Raw genomic sequence first — 15892 nt, 5'->3', positions numbered from 1 at the left:
GGTAGTAACCTCGCGGCCATCCCACTGATCGACAACGACGAAATTGAGCTCCTCCAGGGAGGAAACATGAAGCACCGCGCCATCGGTGCCGTGCTGTTCGGGGTCGGCGTACTGCTCCTGGCGCTGGCCGCCGGGCTGGTGTTCGTCGTGACCCCCGCGCTGACCAAGCTCCCCTACGACCTGAAGGCAGCGACGTCGGTGGCGGAAGCCTCCGGTGCGACGTTCCTGCAGATCAACAACGGGTCCATCAAGATCAATAATGGTGACCTCAGGTCGACCGTCCGGGTCAACCAGCTCAAGGACGAGACCGCCAAGCTGGGCGGCGACCTCGACGGCAAGGCCGTGGTGTGGCAGGTCGGTCAGACCGTGGACCGGGTCGACAACAAGGAACTGGTCAGCGCGTACGGCGCCAAGCTGGCCATGGACCGGGTCTCCGGCGAGGCGCTGAAGTGGCAGGGCCAGTGGCTCGACGACACCGGCCAGCGCGACACCGGGATCCAGTTCGCCGGCCAGATCTACAAGTTCCCCTTCAACACCGAGAAGCGGGACTACAAGATCTTCGACCGGGACATGCGCCAGGTCCGCGACGCCAAGTTCTCCGGTACGGAGAACATCAAGGGCATCGAGACGTACCGGTTCGAGCAGGTGATCAGCGACGAGCCGCTGACCCTCGACCCGAGCCGGCTCACCGCGCTGCTGGCCACCTTCGCCCCGGGCGCGACGGACGCCAAGCTCGTCTACAGCAACCAGCGCACCGTGTGGGTGGACCCGGTGACCGGGTCGTACATCAAGGTGCGCGAGGTGCAGAAGAAGGTCCTCACCCCGAACCTCGGCGCGCCGACCACGCTGCTGGACGCGGACTTCACGTACAACGACGCGACCATCACCGCCTCGGCCGACCGGGCCAAGGAGAGCCGGAACAGCCTCCAGCTGATCAGCGTCTACGTCCCGGTGGGTCTGGCCGTGCTGGGTCTGGTGCTGATGATCGGTGGCCTGCTGGTGGCCCGCCAGGGTGCGGTCGCCGCGGCCGGTGAGGCGCGGCACCGCGCGGACGTCCCGCCGGCCCCCGCTCCGACCCGGTACGACGAGCCGGTCGTGGACGAGGAGCGGCCGACCGCCGAGCAGCCCGCCGTGGACCGCGAGGGCGGCCCGCTGAGCGACGAGATCCCGCCCGCGTCGACGAACTGGCGCGCGGACGACGAGCCGACGGTGCCGACCCAGCGGCCGGCGTCGGACGAGCGGGAGAAGCACTGACGCGGTAGCACTCCGAAGAGGGCGGGTCGATTCGTCGACCCGCCCTCTTCGCGTTCGCGTCGTCACGCTCAGCACTTGTTACTTAATCGTAACTTGTCGATGGTTTGACTGCGCTGGGTTACCGGTGCAGCGGCATAATGCCCCTTTTGGAGGCTTGATCCGGGCGTGTGTTCGGCGTGTCGCTCCACCGTGGGTGACGACAGTCGATCACTGGGTGGTCCACAAGTTACGGAACCGTAGGTCGGGTCTTGTGACCCACGCCTCAGCGGGTGCACCATCATGCGCACATTCGTTACTCGCCGGTAACAGGTGATACGGCCCGGCCCGGGACGCCCCCCGTCCACCGACCGGCACACCACCCCGAAGAGCACCGCCCCCATCCAGGAGGAACCCGTGCAGGATCGGATCGAGAACCCGGGACGTACCCGGTGGCGGCGTTTCGCCGCGATGATGGTGCCCGCGGCGGCCGCCGCCGGCGCTGTCCTGTTCGGCATGCAGTCCGGCGCCATCGCGTCCGACATCACCGTCTCCGGCCAGACCTTCAAGATCGGTGCTGAGCGCCTGGAGGGCGACGGCTTCAAGCAGTACGGTGGCATTGTCAAGGAGAAGAACGGCAAGGTCCACCCCGTCGCCCTCTCCGAGATCAGCAGCGCCGAGCTGTACAAGCTCTGCCAGTCGGTCCGGGCCGACCTGCCCGGCCTGCCGGTGGTCCTCACCATCAACGCCGGTGACGACAAGCCGGCGACCGCCAAGGACATGCTGATCGCGATGGACAGCCTGGACGGCAACGCGACGTTCACCAACATCAGGATCGGCCGCGACGCCACCGACCTGAACGCGTCCGCGCAGGCCGGCTCGTTCGGCCAGGACGCCCAGCACGTCACCATCACCGGCCTGGAGCAGGTGTCCCGCTACACCACGGCGGCCACCTTCAACCTGACCGGCCTCCGACTGAAGGTCAACGTCGGGGACGCCGCCAAGGGCAAGGAATGCTTCTGAGCTGAAGCGTGGCCCGCGGCGGGCACGCGCCGCGGGCCACGTCCCGGTCCCTCGTTCCCCCGCTCCGCCAGGAGGAGGAGTACGTGACAACCGCCGATCCGCAACACGTCCGCGCCGGTGGCCTCGGCCGGGCCTGGCGGGGGTTCCGCCGCTGGCGGCGGACCAGGCCGTTCTGGGGCGGCCTGTTCACCGCGCTGGCCGGGGTGGAGATGTTCGCCTCCACCCGGATGACGCTCAACGGCCTGAGCTTCCACTCCGGAGCCACCGGGCTCTACTCGCTGCTGATCCCCGTCATCCTGCTCACCTGCGGGCTGCTGCTCTGGTTCAGCCCGGGGCAGCGGCTCTTCTACTCGATCGTCGCCGCGGTCACCACGATCTACTCGCTGATGGGTCTCAACCTCGGCGGCTTCTTCGTCGGCCTGTTGCTCGGCATGGTCGGCAGCGCCCTCGGCTTCGCCTGGACGCCGCTCAGGTCGACCGATGCTTCCGCCACCGCGGTGGACGACCGCCCGGGTGACGAGGACCGGGACAACGCCGGATCCGACGACCCCACGCTGGCGGACGAGTTGCTCCCGACCCTGCCCCACCAGCGCGGCGACGCGCCGGCGTACGAGCAGGAGCGTTCCGCCCCGGCTCCCGCCGGCTACGACGCCCCGCCGGCCGGGCCCCGCGACCCGCGCTACCTCGCCGTGGCGCTGATGGTGCTCGGCCTCTCCGCCACCGGGCTGGTCGCCACCCGCCCGTCGCCGGTGCAGGCCGCCCCGGCGGTCCCCGTTCCGGCCGCCACCACCACCTGCCCGTCCGCGCCGGCCGCCAGCCCCTCCGCGACACCCAGCCGGAGCGCGCCGACCGCCACGCCGTCGGCCAGCGCGAGCCCGTCGCCGACCCCGACCCGCGACGGCGGGGTGCTCGGCGACATCCTGCGCGGGATCGGTGACCTCTTCACCGGGGGCGGGCGCGAGGAGCCGAGCGCCAGCCCCTCGGCCAGCCCGACACCGAGCGCGAAGGCGGCCGCGCCGACCGCCGGACCGACCCCCACCGGCCGGACGTCGAGCCGCACCGGCTGCGCGCCGAGCCGGCCGAGTCGGCCGAGTCGGCCCGGCCAGGTCGAGCCCGGCAAGCTGCTGCCGCGGATCGCCCCCGAGCCGGGGCAGCCGAAGGTGGCCCGGCAGCCGTCCAAGTTGACCGGCTCCTCGGTCACCATGAGCTCGTTGCGGTTCGAGGGGATCGTCGACCTGCCGACCGCGAACGGCACGCTCAAGGCGCTGAAGTTCAGCATGAGCAAGGCGGTCACCGACGACTTCAAGCTGGTGGCGGACGGCCCGGCGGGGCGCAACCAGCAGTACGTCACCGACCGGCTCACCGTGCAGGGCGACGTGGCGTTCTACGCCACCCGCTTCGTCGGTCGGCTGCTCGGCATCAAGATCACGCTGACGCCGGACCTGCCGTTCCCGGACGGCATCCCGGTCACCCTGCCGATCTCGGTCACCTTCACCGACCCGGTGATCGACCTGGCGTTCGTCGACTGCCGCACGCTGACCGCCCGGCCGGCGCTGAAGCTCACTCTCCCCTGACCTTCCTCCCACCACCCCTGGTGGCCGGGGGCGGGCCGTCCCGCCCGCCCCCGGCACCGCACTCAGAGGCGGGCCAGCGCCTTGCGCAGCGGGTCGAGCCCCAGCGAGCCGAGGTCGAGCGCCTGCCGGTGGAACTCCTTGAGGTCGAAGTCGGCACCCTTGCGGGCCTTCGCCTCCTCGCGGGCCTGGAGCCAGATCCGCTCGCCCACCTTGTACGACGGCGCCTGCCCCGGCCAACCCAGGTAGCGGTTGAGTTCGAAGCGCAGGTTCTCGTCCGGCACCCGGCAGTGCGCCCGCATGAACTCCCAGCCCAGCTCCGGCGTCCAGCGCTCGCCCGGGTGGAAGTCGAACGGGTTGTCCTTCGGGATCTCCAGCTCGAGGTGCATGCCGATGTCGACGATCACGCGGGCCGCCCGCATGGCCTGCCCGTCGAGCATGCCGAGCTTGTCGCCCGGATCCTCCAGGTAGCCCAGGTCGTCCATCAGCCGCTCGGAGTAGAGCGCCCAGCCCTCGCCGTGCCCGGAGACCCAGCAGAGCAGCCGCTGCCAGCGGTTGAGCAGCTCGGCCCGGACCGCCGTCTGCGCCACCTGGAGATGGTGCCCCGGCACGCCCTCGTGGTAGACGGTGGTCACCTCGCGCCAGGTGGAGAAGTCGGTGATGCCCTGCGGCACCGCCCACCACATCCGCCCGGGGCGGGAGAAGTCCTCGCTCGGGCCGGTGTAGTAGATCGCCCCGTCGCTGGTCGGCGCCAGGCAGCACTCGATCCGGCGGACCTGCTCCGGGATGTCGAAGTGGGTGCCGTGCAGGTCGCTGATGGACTTGTCGGCCAGCGCCTGCATCCAGTCCCGGAACGCCTCCTTGCCCTGGATGGTCCGGGCCGGGTCGGCGTCCAGCGCCGCCACCGCCTCGTCGATGCTCGCGCCCGGGCCGACGATCCTCGCGGCCAGCGCCCGCATCTCGGCCTCCAGCCGGGCCAGCTCCGCGAAACCCCAGGCGTACGTCTCGTCGAGGTCGACCTTCGCGCCGAGGAAGTACTGGGAGGCCAGCTCGTACCGCTCCCGGCCGGCGGCCTGCTTGTCCCGCCCCTGCGGGGCCAGCTCGGTGCGGAGGAACTGGCCGAACTCGGCGGTGGCGGCGGTGGCGGCCGCGGCGCCCCGGCGCAGGTCGGCGCCGAGGGTGCCGTCCGCGCCGAGCCGCTCCACCAGGCCGTGGAAGAAGTTGTCGCCGTTCGGGTCGGTCCAGACGTCGCACTGCTTGGCCACCTCGACCAGCTGCACCTTCGAGCTGATCCGGCCGGCGGCGGCCGCCTCGCGAAGGGTGGTCTTGTAACCCTCCAGCGTCGTGGCGAACCGGTTGAGCCGGGCGGCGACGTTGGCCTGGGCGGCCTCGCCCTCGGTCGGCATCAGGTCGAAGACCATGCGGATCTCGTGCAGCCCGCTGGCGATCACGTTGACCTCGCTGGTCACCTCACCCGCGTCGTACCGGGCGAGGTCCAGGCCGAGGCGTTCCTGCATGGCCTCCTTGGCCGTCCGCTCGGTCTCCGTGTCCGGCTCGGTCACGTCCAGGTCGGCGAGGGTGCGCCGGGTCAGCTCGGCCCGGGCCTCGTAGCCGGCCGGGGAGAGGTCGTCGAGCTGGTCGTCGTAGCCGGCGATGCCGACGTAGGTGGCGCCGGTCGGGCTCAGCGGGGCCCAGTCGGCCACGTAGCGGTTCGCGAGGTCATCGATTCGTCCCACGCTGCGACCCTACGTGACCAACCGGCCCTGATGTCGAGCGTGTTTGGCATGTTCGGGGCAGCAGTCGCGCCGGGTCGACGTCGATCGGGAACGGCGACCGGGCGCGCAGCCGCTGCCCGCCGACCGCCCGCGCGGTGGGCACGTAGTGCCCGTCGCCGTCGAGGCCGAACAGCTCCACCGCCACCCGGCGCATCCAGCTGCCGATCTCCACCCGCATGAAGTACGGCACGCCGCCCTCGGCGCAGCGGCGCCGCTTGTCCGCCCCGTCCGGCGCCGGCCCGCCGGGCCGGACGAACTCCACGGCCAGGGCGCACAGCTCCGCCGGCACCCACCGTTCCTCCTCGTCGGTGGCGGGCAGGCTGTGCAGCACGGTGACGTCCGGCTGGATCCAGCAGGTCGGCGAGAAGGTCAGGTTGACCCGGCCGAGCACGTGCCTGCCGGTTGCCTCGGCCGCCGGTACCAGGGCGCTGGCCAGGCTCGCCATCGCGATGCTCTCGGTGGCCGGCGGGAACGGGGTGACCACCAGCCGACCGTCGACGCACTCGTGCCGGGCGCCGGCCAGCTCACCGACCCGGAGGTGGCGTTCCGCGCGCTGCACCGTCCACCCGCCGTCGAGGTCGAGCACCTGATCCGACCCGCGCGTCAGCAGCATCAACGCCTCACCCCTCCCGGCTGATCAACGACGGTGCGCCGCCGGGGTTCCTGCGCAAATCCCGCACCGGCTCGGCGGGTCGACGGCCGCCCGGTGGCGGGGTCGCTGTGGCGGTCGACACGGCGTCCGATTTTCGCGGGACATCGTCGTACCCCTGCGGCAGAGTGTCAGGGGTGACCACCCATGTGACCCCTGACCGGGCGCCGCTGCGCAGTTGGCTGCCCGGCTTCCTGGCGCTCGCCGCGATCTGGGGTGCGAGCTTCCTCTTCATCAAGGTCGGCATCGAGGAGCTGCACCCGCTGCATCTCACCCTCTATCGGGTGGCCACCGGCGCGCTCACCCTGCTGGTGGTGCTCGCCGTGCTCCGCGACCGGCTGCCGCGGGACCCCCGGGTCTGGGCGCACCTGGTCGTGGTCGCCGCGTTCGGGGTGGCGCTCCCGTTCACCCTCTTCGGCTACGGCGAGCAGCGCGTCGAGTCGATGCTCGCCGGCATCTGGAACGCCACCACGCCGCTCATCGTGCTGCCGCTGGCGGTGCTGGCCTTCCGCACCGAGCGGCTGACCGCGCGCCGGGCGGTGGGGCTCGGGCTGGGCTTCCTCGGCGTGCTGGTGGTGCTCGGCGTCTGGGAGGGCGTCGGCGGCTCGCACTTCACCGGCCAGTTGATGTGCTTCGGTGCGGCGGCCTGCTACGGCGTGGCCATTCCGTACCAGAAGAAGTTCATCGCCGGCAGCTCGTACTCCGGGCTGTCGCTCTCCGCGGCGCAGTTGCTGGTGGCGACGGCGCAGCTCGCGGTGGTCGGTCCGCTGCTGGTCGGGGCGCCGCCCGTGCCGACCGAGCTGTCGGCGCCGGTGGTGGGCAGCGTGCTCACGCTCGGCGCGCTCGGCACCGGGCTGGCCTTCGTGATCAACCTGCGCAACATCCGGGTGGCCGGCGCGAGCACCGCCTCCACGGTGACCTACCTGATCCCGATCTTCGCGGTGCTGATCGGCGCGGTGGTGCTCGACGAGCGGCTGAACTGGCACCAGCCCGTCGGCGCCCTGGTCGTGCTGCTCGGCGTTGCGGTGACGCAGGGCCTGGTCGGCCCGCGCCGCCCGCGCGCCGAGGCGGTTACCGGCATCCCCGCCGTTCCGGCCGCGGAGCCCGCCGCCCGCTGACCCGGCCGGCCGCAGCGCCTCGCGGCCGCCGGTCCGACACTGATCCACTCCATTGCGGCGAAACGGCGGTCTCCCGGCTCGCGGACACCGCCGTTTCGGCGACATCGCGGCCCCCTCAGCCCCGGGTGCGGGCCCACTTCAGCAGGCGGTCGGCCGGCCAGGTGTTGACCACCCGGTCGGCGGGGACGCCGCAGAGCGCCGCCCGCTCGCAGCCGAACCGCTGCCAGTCCAGCTGCCCCGGCGCGTGCGCGTCGGTGTTGATGGCGAACCGGCAGCCGGCCTCCAGGGCCCGGCGGATCAGCCGCTTCGGCGGGTCCTGCCGCTCCGGCCGGGAGTTGATCTCGACGGCCACGCCGCGCTCGGCGCACGCGGCGAAGACCGCGTCCGCGTCGAAGTCGCTCTCGCCCCGGGTACGCGGCCGGTGCGCGCGGTCACCCGGACCCTTCACCCCGGCCGGGCGGGACGACACCATCCGCCCGGTGCAGTGGCCGAGGATGTCCAGGTGCGGGTTGTCGATCGCGGCCAGCATGCGGCGGGTCATCTTCGCCCGCTCGTCGCTCAGCCCGCTGTGCACCGAGCCGACCACCACGTCCAGCCGGGCCAGCAGCTCGTCGGTCTGGTCCAGCGAGCCGTCGGCGAGGATGTCCACCTCGATGCCGGTGAGGATGCGGAACCCCGCGGGCAGGGCCTCGTTCACCGCCGCGACGTGGTCGAGCTGCTTGCGCAGGCGGTCCGCGGTGAGGCCCCGGGCCACCTTGAGCCGGGGCGAGTGGTCGGTCAGCACCACGTACTCGTGGCCCAGCTCGACCGCCGCGAGCGCCATCTCCTCGATCGGCGACCCGCCGTCGGACCAGTCGGAGTGGGTGTGGCAGTCGCCGCGCAGCGCGGTCCGCAGCGCGGTGGCCGCGGCGTCCAGGTCGGTGCCCTCGGTGGCGACCAGCCGGCGCAGATAGACCGGCTCCTCGCCGGCCAGCGACTCGGCGACGCAGCGGGCCGTGACGTCGCCGACGCCGGTCAGCTCGGTGAGCTTGCCGGTGCGAGCGCGCTCGGCGACCTCCTTCGCCGGCAGCTCGGCCAGGGCCTTCGCCGCCGACCGGAACGCCCGGACCCGGTAGGTGGCCTCGTTGGCCCGTTCCAGCAGGAACGCGATCCGGCGCAGGTCGGCGATGGGATCCCGGGCGGTCATGACCTGCAAACTACGCGCCCGCGCCGCCGGTCGGGGGTACGACCGGCGGCGCGGGCTGGTGGTGGGACGGCGGATCAGGCGTACGGCAGCGTGACGACCGAGCGGTCGCCGATGCCGAGGGTGGTCGGGTTCGTGCCGATGGCGGACCAGACCTCCACCTTCACCGTGCCGTTCGACAGGTTGCCGAGGGCGCCGGTGGCGGAGAGTAGCCCGGCGTTCTGGGTGTAGTGCTCGTAGCCGGGGACCGGGTCGGTGGCGAAGTAGCGGTACGTCTCCACCCGGTCGACGGTCCCGTCACCGGTCAGGTCGTAGGAGACCCGCGCCTGCACCCCGTTGCCGACGGCCGAGCCGGCGTCGAGGAACAGGTCGAACCGGGTCTGCCCACCCGAGTACGCCATGGTCAGGCCGGTCGCGGTGAAGACCACCGGGTTGGTCGGCGTGCCGTCGTGGTTGGTGCCGCCGGCGCTCGCCACGGTGGTGGTCGTCGCGCCGCCGGCCGCCCCCAGGCCACCGCCGGGGAGCAGGTACCGCGTCGGTGAGCCGGTCGGCGGGGGCGTGGTCGGCGTCGGGCTCGGGCTGGTGGGCGTCGGGCTCGGTGTCGGGCTGGTCGGTGTCGGACTGGTCGGTGTCGGGCTCGGACTCGCGCCGCCGTTGGCGTTGCCGCCGCTCCAGGTGTACGCCCCGGTGGTCGCCGTCCGTCCGGCCGCGACCGTCAGCCGGGTGCCGTCGGACCAGGTCACCGTCAGCGGGGCGGCGGTGATGTTGCTGGCCACGTAGGTGCGGGCGCCGTTGCGGGTGAAGACGGTCGCCAGCGGGTGGTTCGCGGTGACGCCGGTGTCCACCTGGCCCAGTGCCGCCAGGTTGCGGATCCAGTGGAACGTGTGGGCGCGGCTCTCGCCCTCCTCCGGGGTGTAGCCGGGGTTGGCGCGCAGCTTCGTCAGTGCCGCGTCGGGGTCGCCGAGGGCCAGGAACTGCCAGAGGATGTCCTGCCAGACCGTCGGTTCGCCGCCGTTGTTGCGGACCAGTTCGGCGTAGTTGGTCCTGGGGTAGGCCGGGCGGTAGCCCAGGTAGAGGTGGCCGCCGGTGACCGGCAGCATGTTGATGCCTTGGATCATCTCCGGGTCGGCGCTGAACCAGGTGGAGTACGCGCCACCGTCGCCCCAGACCATGCCGACCGTCGAGTGCCCGAATGCGGCCGGGAAGTTCTCGTCGTCGACGTCGAACCAGTACTGCTGGATCGCCGCCGCCTGGTTGGTGTACATGAACATGCCGGCGTCCCGGGCGGCGGTGTTGCCGGTGGCCTGTCCCCACTGGATGAGGGCGTTGGCGAAGTTCATCCCCTCCGACGACGACTCCTGGTTGTTGCCGGCGGCGAACGAGCCGTGCCCGGAGGCCCAGTCGTGCCCGGCGTAGATGTCGAAGTCGCGCAGGTACGGGAAGCGGGTGTCCTCGCGGCTGTAGTTGTTGGCGTCCCGGATGAGCAGGTCGACCATGCCGCCGTACTGAGCGGTGGTGGCCCAGGTCGGGTCGAACTTGGCCAGCGTCGCGGCGGCCGCGATGAAGTACCCGTAGTGGAAGTGGTGGTCGTTGAGCTCCTGGTCGGAGCCGTACGACGCGGGGTAGCCGATCAGGGTGCCCCAGTTCCGGTCGTAGTAGAAGACGCGGGCCGTCTTGCCGGGGGTGGCGGTGAACCAGTCGTTCAGCGTGGACCGGATGGCGTTCAGCGCGGCCGTACGGGTCTCCGTGTCACCGACCAGGTCGGCGATCTCGGCGATCCGGGCGGCCCGTCCGAGGCCCTTGCCGGTCCAGTACGTGTCGGTGCCGCGCTGGTCCATCGGGTTGCCCCGCACCGCGGCGAGCTGGTCCCGGAGCTGGGCCAGGTCGGCGCCGGCGCCGGTGGCGACGGCGGGCAGTTCCGGCAGCACCCCCTGGTAGGTCATCGTGGTGCGGAACTGGCTGACGCCGGTGAGCACCTTCATCCGGCCCCGGGCGGACGGATAGCTCTGGCCGATCGGGGTGGCGCCGGCCAGCGCCTTCCACTGGTGCGGGTAGAGGCTCACCACGGTCTGGGTGGCGGTGCCCTCCCGGGGTGTGGTGGTGAAGGCGTACGTGGTGGTGACCCGGCTGCTGGCCTGGTCGTAGGAGTAGGAGACCCGGGTGCCGGTGACGTGTGCGTGGGCGTACCGGCCGTAGGTGGTGGCCAGGTCGGCGCGGGTGGTGGCGTCGGTGCTCGGCGTGGTGGGCAGCAGGGCGACGGAGAAGTAGCCCTTGCCGGCCAGGGTGGAGGTGATCCGCCCGCCGGCGACGGTCCAGGTGGCGCCGGTCGGGGCGTAGGCGACGTAGTCGTGGCCCCGGACGGTGAACCCGATGGTGGCGCCGTTCTGGGACCAGACCGTCGGGCTGCCGCCGGTGGGGTTGATCAACGCGTCGCCACCGCTGGTCCGGAAGTAGGCGAACGGCAGGCCGTGGCCGATGGTGGCCCGCAGGGTACGCGCGCCGTCGCTCCAGTACGGGCTGACCGTCCAGTCCGTCCAGTCGTCGACCTTGACGACCGGCGCGCCGAGCCCGGTCACGCCGACCCGGATGTCCTCGGCGTACGCGTACTTGTACTCGCCCACCCCGGTCGCCGTGCCGGTGACGGTGGGGGTGGAGGTGGCGGAGAAGCCGAGGCCGTCGCCGAAGGGCTGGTAGGAGGCGGGGTGCGCGTGCAGCGGCTCGCTGTACGCGCAGTTGGTCCGCTTCCACAGCAACGACGACCACCAGTCGTTGGTGGGGATCGGGCCGGCGGGCGCGTTGGCGGTGACGAACTGCCGGGGGTTGGTGGACAGGTCCCCGCAGCCGGTGGGCAGGGGGCCGACCCGGTCGGTGGTGTAGCTGCCGGCACCGACGGTGGCGGCCTCGGCGGGAGCGGTGGCGGTGACGGCGAGACCGGCGACGACGACGGCCAGGGCGGTGGTGGTGGCGAGCACCCAGGGGGTGCGGCGGGGTGGGACGGGAGGGTTCATCGTTCCTCCAGCGCGCGCCGGATCGGGGGGACCGGGTCGCGGTTCGTCGGAATCGGGAGGTTTGTTATTAGAGAGAGCGCTCTCTCACACGCGGACGTTAACGATTGACAAGACTTTCGTCAATGCGTCAGTCGGGTGACGACCGTGTTGCGCGGGCTCCCGTGCCCTCCGGTCAGCCGGCGTCCGGGGTGGTGCGGGGGGCCTTCGGGCAGCCGTGTTCGCGCTCCCAGGAGGTCACCGCGGCAGCCGGCGACCGGTTGCCGTCGCGGCGCCACGAATCCAGGTACTTCGCCGGCCACACCACGCCCCGGCGGATCCACCAGTCGTCGTGGCCGGTGCACTTCGGCGACAGGCCGAAGTGCAGGTGGCAGACGTTGTTGGCGTTGCCGGTCCGGCCCACCTTGCCGAGCTGCTGCCCCGCGCGGACCCGCACCCCGGCGTCCACACCGGCGCTGATCGCGCTCAGGTGCGAGCCGTAGTACCGCACCCCGTCGTCGCCGAGCAACGACACCGAGAGTCCGCCGTTGTACGGCCCCAGCGGCCCCCGCCGGTCGAACCGGTCCACCCGGCTCACCTCCAGGATCGTCCCGTCGGTCACCGCCACCACCGGCTCACCGCAGTCGGCGAAGATGTCCGTGCCCGGATACGCCGAGTGCGTCGGGTGGTAGGCGACCTTGCCGGCGCGTACCGGGAAGACCCGGCGCAGCGGCGCCCGGCTCGGCGACGCCGACGGGCCGGCCGGGCTCGCGGAGGGCGCGGCCGTGGCCGGCGCCGGCTGGTCCGCGGCGGCCGTCGCGGACGGAGTGTCCCAGACCGTGCTCGGCGCGGCGGCCGGTCGGTCGCCGGACGCGCAGCCGGCGAGCAACGCCGGTGCCAGCAACAGCAGGACCGGGTACGCCGGACGCGCGCGGCGGCCGGTCGATCGCGACGACATCCGGACATCCTGGCAGACGGATACGGTGGGAGGGTCCCCCGGAGCGCGCCGGGGGTGCGTGGACGGGAGCGGTGACGGCGATGGATGGTCAGCCCATGTACCCGGCCGGGCCGGCCGCCGGGCAGTTCATGGCGCGTACCCCCTCGGGTCTGTTTCCGTCGGGGCCGCCGCGCCGGCCGACGTGGCGCGAGCCGCACCCGGTGACCGGCAGCGGGGTGGCCGCCGGCGGCGCGCTCGCCGCCGCCTGGCTGGTGCTCTTCGGCCTCCTCGGCCGTGGCGTCCCCGGGTACGCGTGGTGGACCGTGATCGCCGGCGTGGTGGCCTGGCTGGCCGCTCTCGGCCTCGTCCGGTCCGGCGACCGGGGCGTGGCGACCGGGGTGGCGATCGTCACTGCGGGTGGTTGGAGCATCGCGTTCGCGATCGTGGTCGTGCGCTGGGCGACCAGCGCGGACTGGCCGATGTGGTGACGCTGCGTCGTCGCCCGGCTTCGCTTCGAACGCCATCTTGACGTACTCGCTGTGACTGGGGACGCTTTCCGGTATGGCCTGGACCACCCCGCGGCTCGACCCCGAGCGGAGCCGTCGCCGCCTGCAGATTCTCGCCGAGCTGGCGGGGGCCCGCGCGGTACGACAGCGGGACAAGCCGCAGCGGGAGCGCACCGAGCGGCTGCGACAGCTGATCGCCACCCGGCGTCGCGTCGCCGGCTGAGGCGACTTTCTCAGGATTGACCGGCCCTTCGGGGCGTTGACCGGTCGCCTGCCGACCCGACCGGTTAACGTGCATCGCGTAACGAGTCGGCGTGCTGTGCCGAGGCCTTTGGGGGGACCGTGTCGTACTTCGCTGCCGCCGTGGTGCGCGACGAGGGCGAGTGGAGCGCCGCCGAGGTGAACCTACGGGGCGCCTCCGACATCGACGACGTCGCCGACCGGCTGCGCGACGTCGAGCCCGACGCCGACCTGTCACTGCTCTTCGTCGAGGCGGACGACGCCTACCTGGTGATCCTGCGCCTGGACGAGGGGGAGGACCTGCGGATCTTCGGCTCCGACTCCGCGTACGCCGAGGAGTCCCGGCTGGGCGCGCTGCTCGTCGGTGACCTGAAGACCTCGGTCACCGGGCTGGACGAGAGCGAGGAGCCCCGGCCGTCCGCCGCCGGGGACGAGGAGAGCGAGCAGCCGGCCGTCGACCCCGAGGCGGACCCGGTCGGCGACGCGGACATCCTCGCCGACCTGGGCATCTCCGCCCAGAAGCTGCTCCGGCTCTGCGCCCACGAGGGGATGCTCCCGGCCGACGTCACGGCCGAGGTGTGCCAGGTGCTCGGGTGCGCCGACGAGGTCGAGGAGTTGCGTGAGGTCTGACCCGCCGTCCGGCGACGGAGTCGCCCTGCCGGGCGGCGGTTCGCCGCTGGCCGGCGCCGCCGAGCCGGTCGACTCGACCGACCCGGCGCTGGAGACCGTACGCCCGGGGCAGCCGACCCCGGGCGCGGTGGGCCGGGTCGGGCCCGGCGCGGACGAGGGGCTGGCCGACCCGGACGGGGCGGGCCGCCGGCAGCGGCACGAACTGTGGATGCGCCGCGCGCTGGAGGTCGCCGTCACCGGCCCGGACACGCCCGCCCCGGGCCCCGACGGCGCGGACGCCTCCGACGACATTCCCGTCGGCGCTGTGCTCTACGGCCCGGACGGGACCGAGCTGTCGGTCGGGCGCAACGAGCGCGAGCTGACCGGTGACCCGACCGCGCACGCCGAGGTGCTGGCGCTGCGCCGGGCCGCCGAGCGGCTGGGTCGCTGGCGGCTCGACGGCTGCACGCTGGTGGTCACCCTGGAACCGTGCACGATGTGCGCGGGCGCGCTGGTCCTGGCCCGGGTGTCCACCGTGGTCTTCGGCGCCTGGGAGCCCAAGACCGGGGCGGCCGGCTCGCTCTGGGACGTGCTGCGCGACCGCCGGCTCAACCACCGGCCGGAGGTCTACGGCGGCGTCCTGGAGTCCGAGAGCGCCGCCCTGCTGCGCGCCTTCTTCCGCTGACCACCCGCCGACCCGGCATCCTCGGCCCCTCCAGGCCGTGTCCCGTTCCGGGCCGGTCGCCGCTCAGACCCGTGGCCCGCTCAGACCCGTGGCCCGCTCAGACCCGTGGCCCGCTCAGACCCGTGGCCCGCTCAGACCCGTGGCCCGCTCAGGCCGGTGGGCCGATCAGGCCGGGGTCGGGGCGGGGCGGAGCAGGTTCGCGGCCACCGCGCGGGCGGTCTCGGTCCACGGGGTGGGTCGCAGGGTCGCCGGGTCGAGCCGGACGATCGCCCGCCGGCCCTCGGCGTGCACGATGGCGCCGTCGAGCGAGCGGAACTGGTAGGCGTACTCGGCGCTGCTGGTGCCGAAGTGTTCGAGCCAGAAGTGCACCGCCACCGGCCCGGTGGCCGCGATCGGGGCGCGGTAGGTGATGGTGAACTCGCGTACCGCGTGGAAGGTGTCCGGCGCGCTGCGCTGCCCGCCCTGGTACGAGACTCCCCGCTCGGCCCAGTAGGCGGTCAGGGCCCGTTCCAGCAGCACCGCGTACCGCGAGTTGTGCAGGATGCCGAGGGCGTCGAGGTCGTCGAAGTACACGCTGACGTGCTCGACGTGGCCGTACTCGACGGCGGAGGGGGTGGCGACGGCGTGGCTCATGAGAGGCCTTCCGGTAGCAGGGTCGGATCGGGGCACAACGCCCGCAGACGGTGCAGCAGGCCCTGGCGGGCGTGCCGGTAGGCGGTGTCGGGGTCCAGCAGCCGGGACCGCAGCGCGGCGGTGATCCCGAGCGCGTCGATCTCGTACGCCAACTGCGGGACGTCGGTGTCGGCGGGGAGTTCGCCGGCGCCGACCGCCTCCCGGACGAGGTGTTCGAGGAACCCGGTCCAGCGGCCGAACACCTCGGCGAGCCGGTCCCGGACCGGGCCGGGCCGAGCGTTGTACTCGAAGTCGGTGCTGGCGAAGAAACAGCCACCGGGGAGCACCCGGGCGGCGTAGAAGTCGATCCGGGCCTCGTGCAGGGCCCAGAGCCGCCGGACGCCCCGGGGGGCGCGCAGCGCCGGGTCGATGATCCGCTCCTGCCACTGCTCCACCGCCCGGTCGACGGTGGCGAGCTGGAGCGCCTCCTTGGAGCGCCAGTGCGCGAACAGGCCGGACTTGCTCACCCCGAGCGTGTCGGCGAGCTGCGCGAGCGAGAGCCCGTGCAGTCCGACCTCGGTGGCCAGCACCACCGCGGCGTCCAGCGCGGCGCCCCGGGTCCGGTCGCCGCGGGCGACGCGTCCGTCGACTGTCATGGGGAGAGGTTAACCAAAAAGCACGACCGGTCGTATTGTTCGTCCGGTGACCGTGGTCACTCCGACACGGCGACGCCCCGCCATCCGGGGCGGATGACGGGGCGCCGAGAAAGG

General features: G+C 72.7%; 14 protein-coding genes and 1 pseudogene. 8 read left to right on the top strand and 7 right to left on the bottom strand.

The genetic code is table 11. The features are described 5' to 3' along the window. Positions 1–66 precede the first annotated feature (66 nt). From ACTWM8_RS29715 to ACTWM8_RS29705, 3 genes are all read left to right on the top strand, one after another. Positions 67–1254, top strand: a complete 1188-nt coding sequence (locus tag ACTWM8_RS29715) for a DUF3068 domain-containing protein (RefSeq protein WP_446211812.1) — start codon at positions 67–69, stop codon at positions 1252–1254. A gap of 393 nt (positions 1255–1647) precedes the next feature. Next, positions 1648–2253 (top strand): DUF6230 family protein, encoded by a 606-nt coding sequence (locus ACTWM8_RS29710; protein ID WP_446211811.1) that lies wholly within the window; start codon positions 1648–1650, stop codon positions 2251–2253. An 83-nt stretch (positions 2254–2336) separates the two neighbouring features. Beyond that, the gene (locus ACTWM8_RS29705; protein WP_446211810.1) at positions 2337–3827 is read left to right on the top strand and encodes a DUF6114 domain-containing protein; all 1491 of its coding nucleotides are present in this window, start codon (positions 2337–2339) and stop codon (positions 3825–3827) included. A gap of 62 nt (positions 3828–3889) precedes the next feature. Here the strand turns inward: ACTWM8_RS29705 and ACTWM8_RS29700 are convergent, their stop codons facing one another. Next, positions 3890–5560, bottom strand: a complete 1671-nt coding sequence (locus tag ACTWM8_RS29700; protein WP_446211809.1) for a DUF885 domain-containing protein — start codon at positions 5558–5560, stop codon at positions 3890–3892. Beyond that, positions 5544–6212 carry a Uma2 family endonuclease gene (locus tag ACTWM8_RS29695; protein WP_446211808.1) on the bottom strand — a complete coding sequence of 223 codons (669 nt, stop codon included), beginning with the start codon at positions 6210–6212 and terminating at the stop codon, positions 5544–5546. Before ACTWM8_RS29695 ends, ACTWM8_RS29700 begins: the two co-directional genes overlap by 17 nt. 173 nt (positions 6213–6385) lie before the next feature. On the opposite strand from ACTWM8_RS29695, the pseudogene ACTWM8_RS29690 reads away from it, so the two are divergent. Next, positions 6386–7599, top strand: a pseudogene (locus ACTWM8_RS29690) (DMT family transporter); the annotation flags it as partial. Here ACTWM8_RS29690 and ACTWM8_RS29685 read toward each other — a convergent pair. The 3 genes from ACTWM8_RS29685 to ACTWM8_RS29675 all read right to left on the bottom strand — a co-directional run bounded on the left by ACTWM8_RS29685 (position 7482) and on the right by ACTWM8_RS29675 (position 12491). Next, a complete protein-coding gene (locus ACTWM8_RS29685; RefSeq protein ID WP_446211807.1) occupies positions 7482–8552 on the bottom strand; it encodes a PHP domain-containing protein in 1071 nt (356 codons plus the stop codon). The pseudogene ACTWM8_RS29690 and the gene ACTWM8_RS29685 overlap by 118 nt on opposite strands. Positions 8553–8626: 74 nt before the next feature. Continuing rightward, positions 8627–11557, bottom strand: coding sequence for a glycosyl hydrolase (locus tag ACTWM8_RS29680; protein WP_446211806.1), 2931 nt, complete (start codon positions 11555–11557; stop codon positions 8627–8629). A gap of 172 nt (positions 11558–11729) precedes the next feature. Beyond that, positions 11730–12491 (bottom strand): M23 family metallopeptidase, encoded by a 762-nt coding sequence (locus ACTWM8_RS29675; protein WP_446211805.1) that lies wholly within the window; start codon positions 12489–12491, stop codon positions 11730–11732. An 80-nt stretch (positions 12492–12571) separates the two neighbouring features. Between ACTWM8_RS29675 and ACTWM8_RS29670 the strand changes: the two genes are divergently transcribed. The 4 genes from ACTWM8_RS29670 (at position 12572) to ACTWM8_RS29655 (ending at position 14510) form a co-directional block, all read left to right on the top strand. Then, complete coding sequence (locus ACTWM8_RS29670; RefSeq protein ID WP_446211804.1) at positions 12572–12958, top strand: hypothetical protein; 387 nt, start codon at positions 12572–12574, stop codon at positions 12956–12958. A 73-nt stretch (positions 12959–13031) separates the two neighbouring features. Further along, complete coding sequence (locus tag ACTWM8_RS29665; protein WP_170285394.1) at positions 13032–13199, top strand: hypothetical protein; 168 nt, start codon at positions 13032–13034, stop codon at positions 13197–13199. Positions 13200–13318: 119 nt separating this feature from the next. Continuing rightward, a complete protein-coding gene (locus ACTWM8_RS29660) occupies positions 13319–13846 on the top strand; it encodes a tRNA adenosine deaminase-associated protein (protein ID WP_446211803.1) in 528 nt (175 codons plus the stop codon). 208 nt (positions 13847–14054) lie between these two features. Next, positions 14055–14510: a nucleoside deaminase gene (locus tag ACTWM8_RS29655; RefSeq protein WP_446214714.1), complete on the top strand. Its 456-nt coding sequence runs from the start codon at positions 14055–14057 to the stop codon at positions 14508–14510. A gap of 165 nt (positions 14511–14675) precedes the next feature. On the opposite strand, the gene ACTWM8_RS29650 is transcribed toward ACTWM8_RS29655, so the two are convergent. Continuing rightward, positions 14676–15143: an acyl-CoA thioesterase gene (locus ACTWM8_RS29650; RefSeq protein ID WP_446211802.1), complete on the bottom strand. Its 468-nt coding sequence runs from the start codon at positions 15141–15143 to the stop codon at positions 14676–14678. Next, complete coding sequence (locus ACTWM8_RS29645; RefSeq protein WP_446211801.1) at positions 15140–15778, bottom strand: TetR/AcrR family transcriptional regulator; 639 nt, start codon at positions 15776–15778, stop codon at positions 15140–15142. Before ACTWM8_RS29645 ends, ACTWM8_RS29650 begins: the two co-directional genes overlap by 4 nt. Positions 15779–15892: the final 114 nt, after the last annotated feature.

It is taken from the genome of Micromonospora sp. IBSANI012 (genome assembly GCF_052814045.1).
The sequence above is the reverse complement of the archived record's forward strand: the minus strand, read 5'-3'. Positions and strand labels throughout refer to the sequence as shown.

What these genes read in the sequence shown, in the direction of transcription:
- ACTWM8_RS29715 (WP_446211812.1), top strand. Translation starts at nt 67, where the DNA reads ATGAAGCACCGCGCCATCGGTGCCGTGCTGTTCGGGGTCGGCGTACTG.
- ACTWM8_RS29695 (WP_446211808.1), bottom strand. Translation starts at nt 6,212, where the DNA reads ATGCTGCTGACGCGCGGGTCGGATCAGGTGCTCGACCTCGACGGCGGG.
- ACTWM8_RS29685 (WP_446211807.1), bottom strand. Translation starts at nt 8,552, where the DNA reads ATGACCGCCCGGGATCCCATCGCCGACCTGCGCCGGATCGCGTTCCTG.
- ACTWM8_RS29680 (WP_446211806.1), bottom strand. Translation starts at nt 11,557, where the DNA reads ATGAACCCTCCCGTCCCACCCCGCCGCACCCCCTGGGTGCTCGCCACC.
- ACTWM8_RS29675 (WP_446211805.1), bottom strand. Translation starts at nt 12,491, where the DNA reads ATGTCGTCGCGATCGACCGGCCGCCGCGCGCGTCCGGCGTACCCGGTC.
- ACTWM8_RS29670 (WP_446211804.1), top strand. Translation starts at nt 12,572, where the DNA reads ATGGATGGTCAGCCCATGTACCCGGCCGGGCCGGCCGCCGGGCAGTTC.
- ACTWM8_RS29665 (WP_170285394.1), top strand. Translation starts at nt 13,032, where the DNA reads ATGGCCTGGACCACCCCGCGGCTCGACCCCGAGCGGAGCCGTCGCCGC.
- ACTWM8_RS29655 (WP_446214714.1), top strand. Translation starts at nt 14,055, where the DNA reads ATGCGCCGCGCGCTGGAGGTCGCCGTCACCGGCCCGGACACGCCCGCC.
- ACTWM8_RS29650 (WP_446211802.1), bottom strand. Translation starts at nt 15,143, where the DNA reads ATGAGCCACGCCGTCGCCACCCCCTCCGCCGTCGAGTACGGCCACGTC.
- ACTWM8_RS29645 (WP_446211801.1), bottom strand. Translation starts at nt 15,778, where the DNA reads ATGACAGTCGACGGACGCGTCGCCCGCGGCGACCGGACCCGGGGCGCC.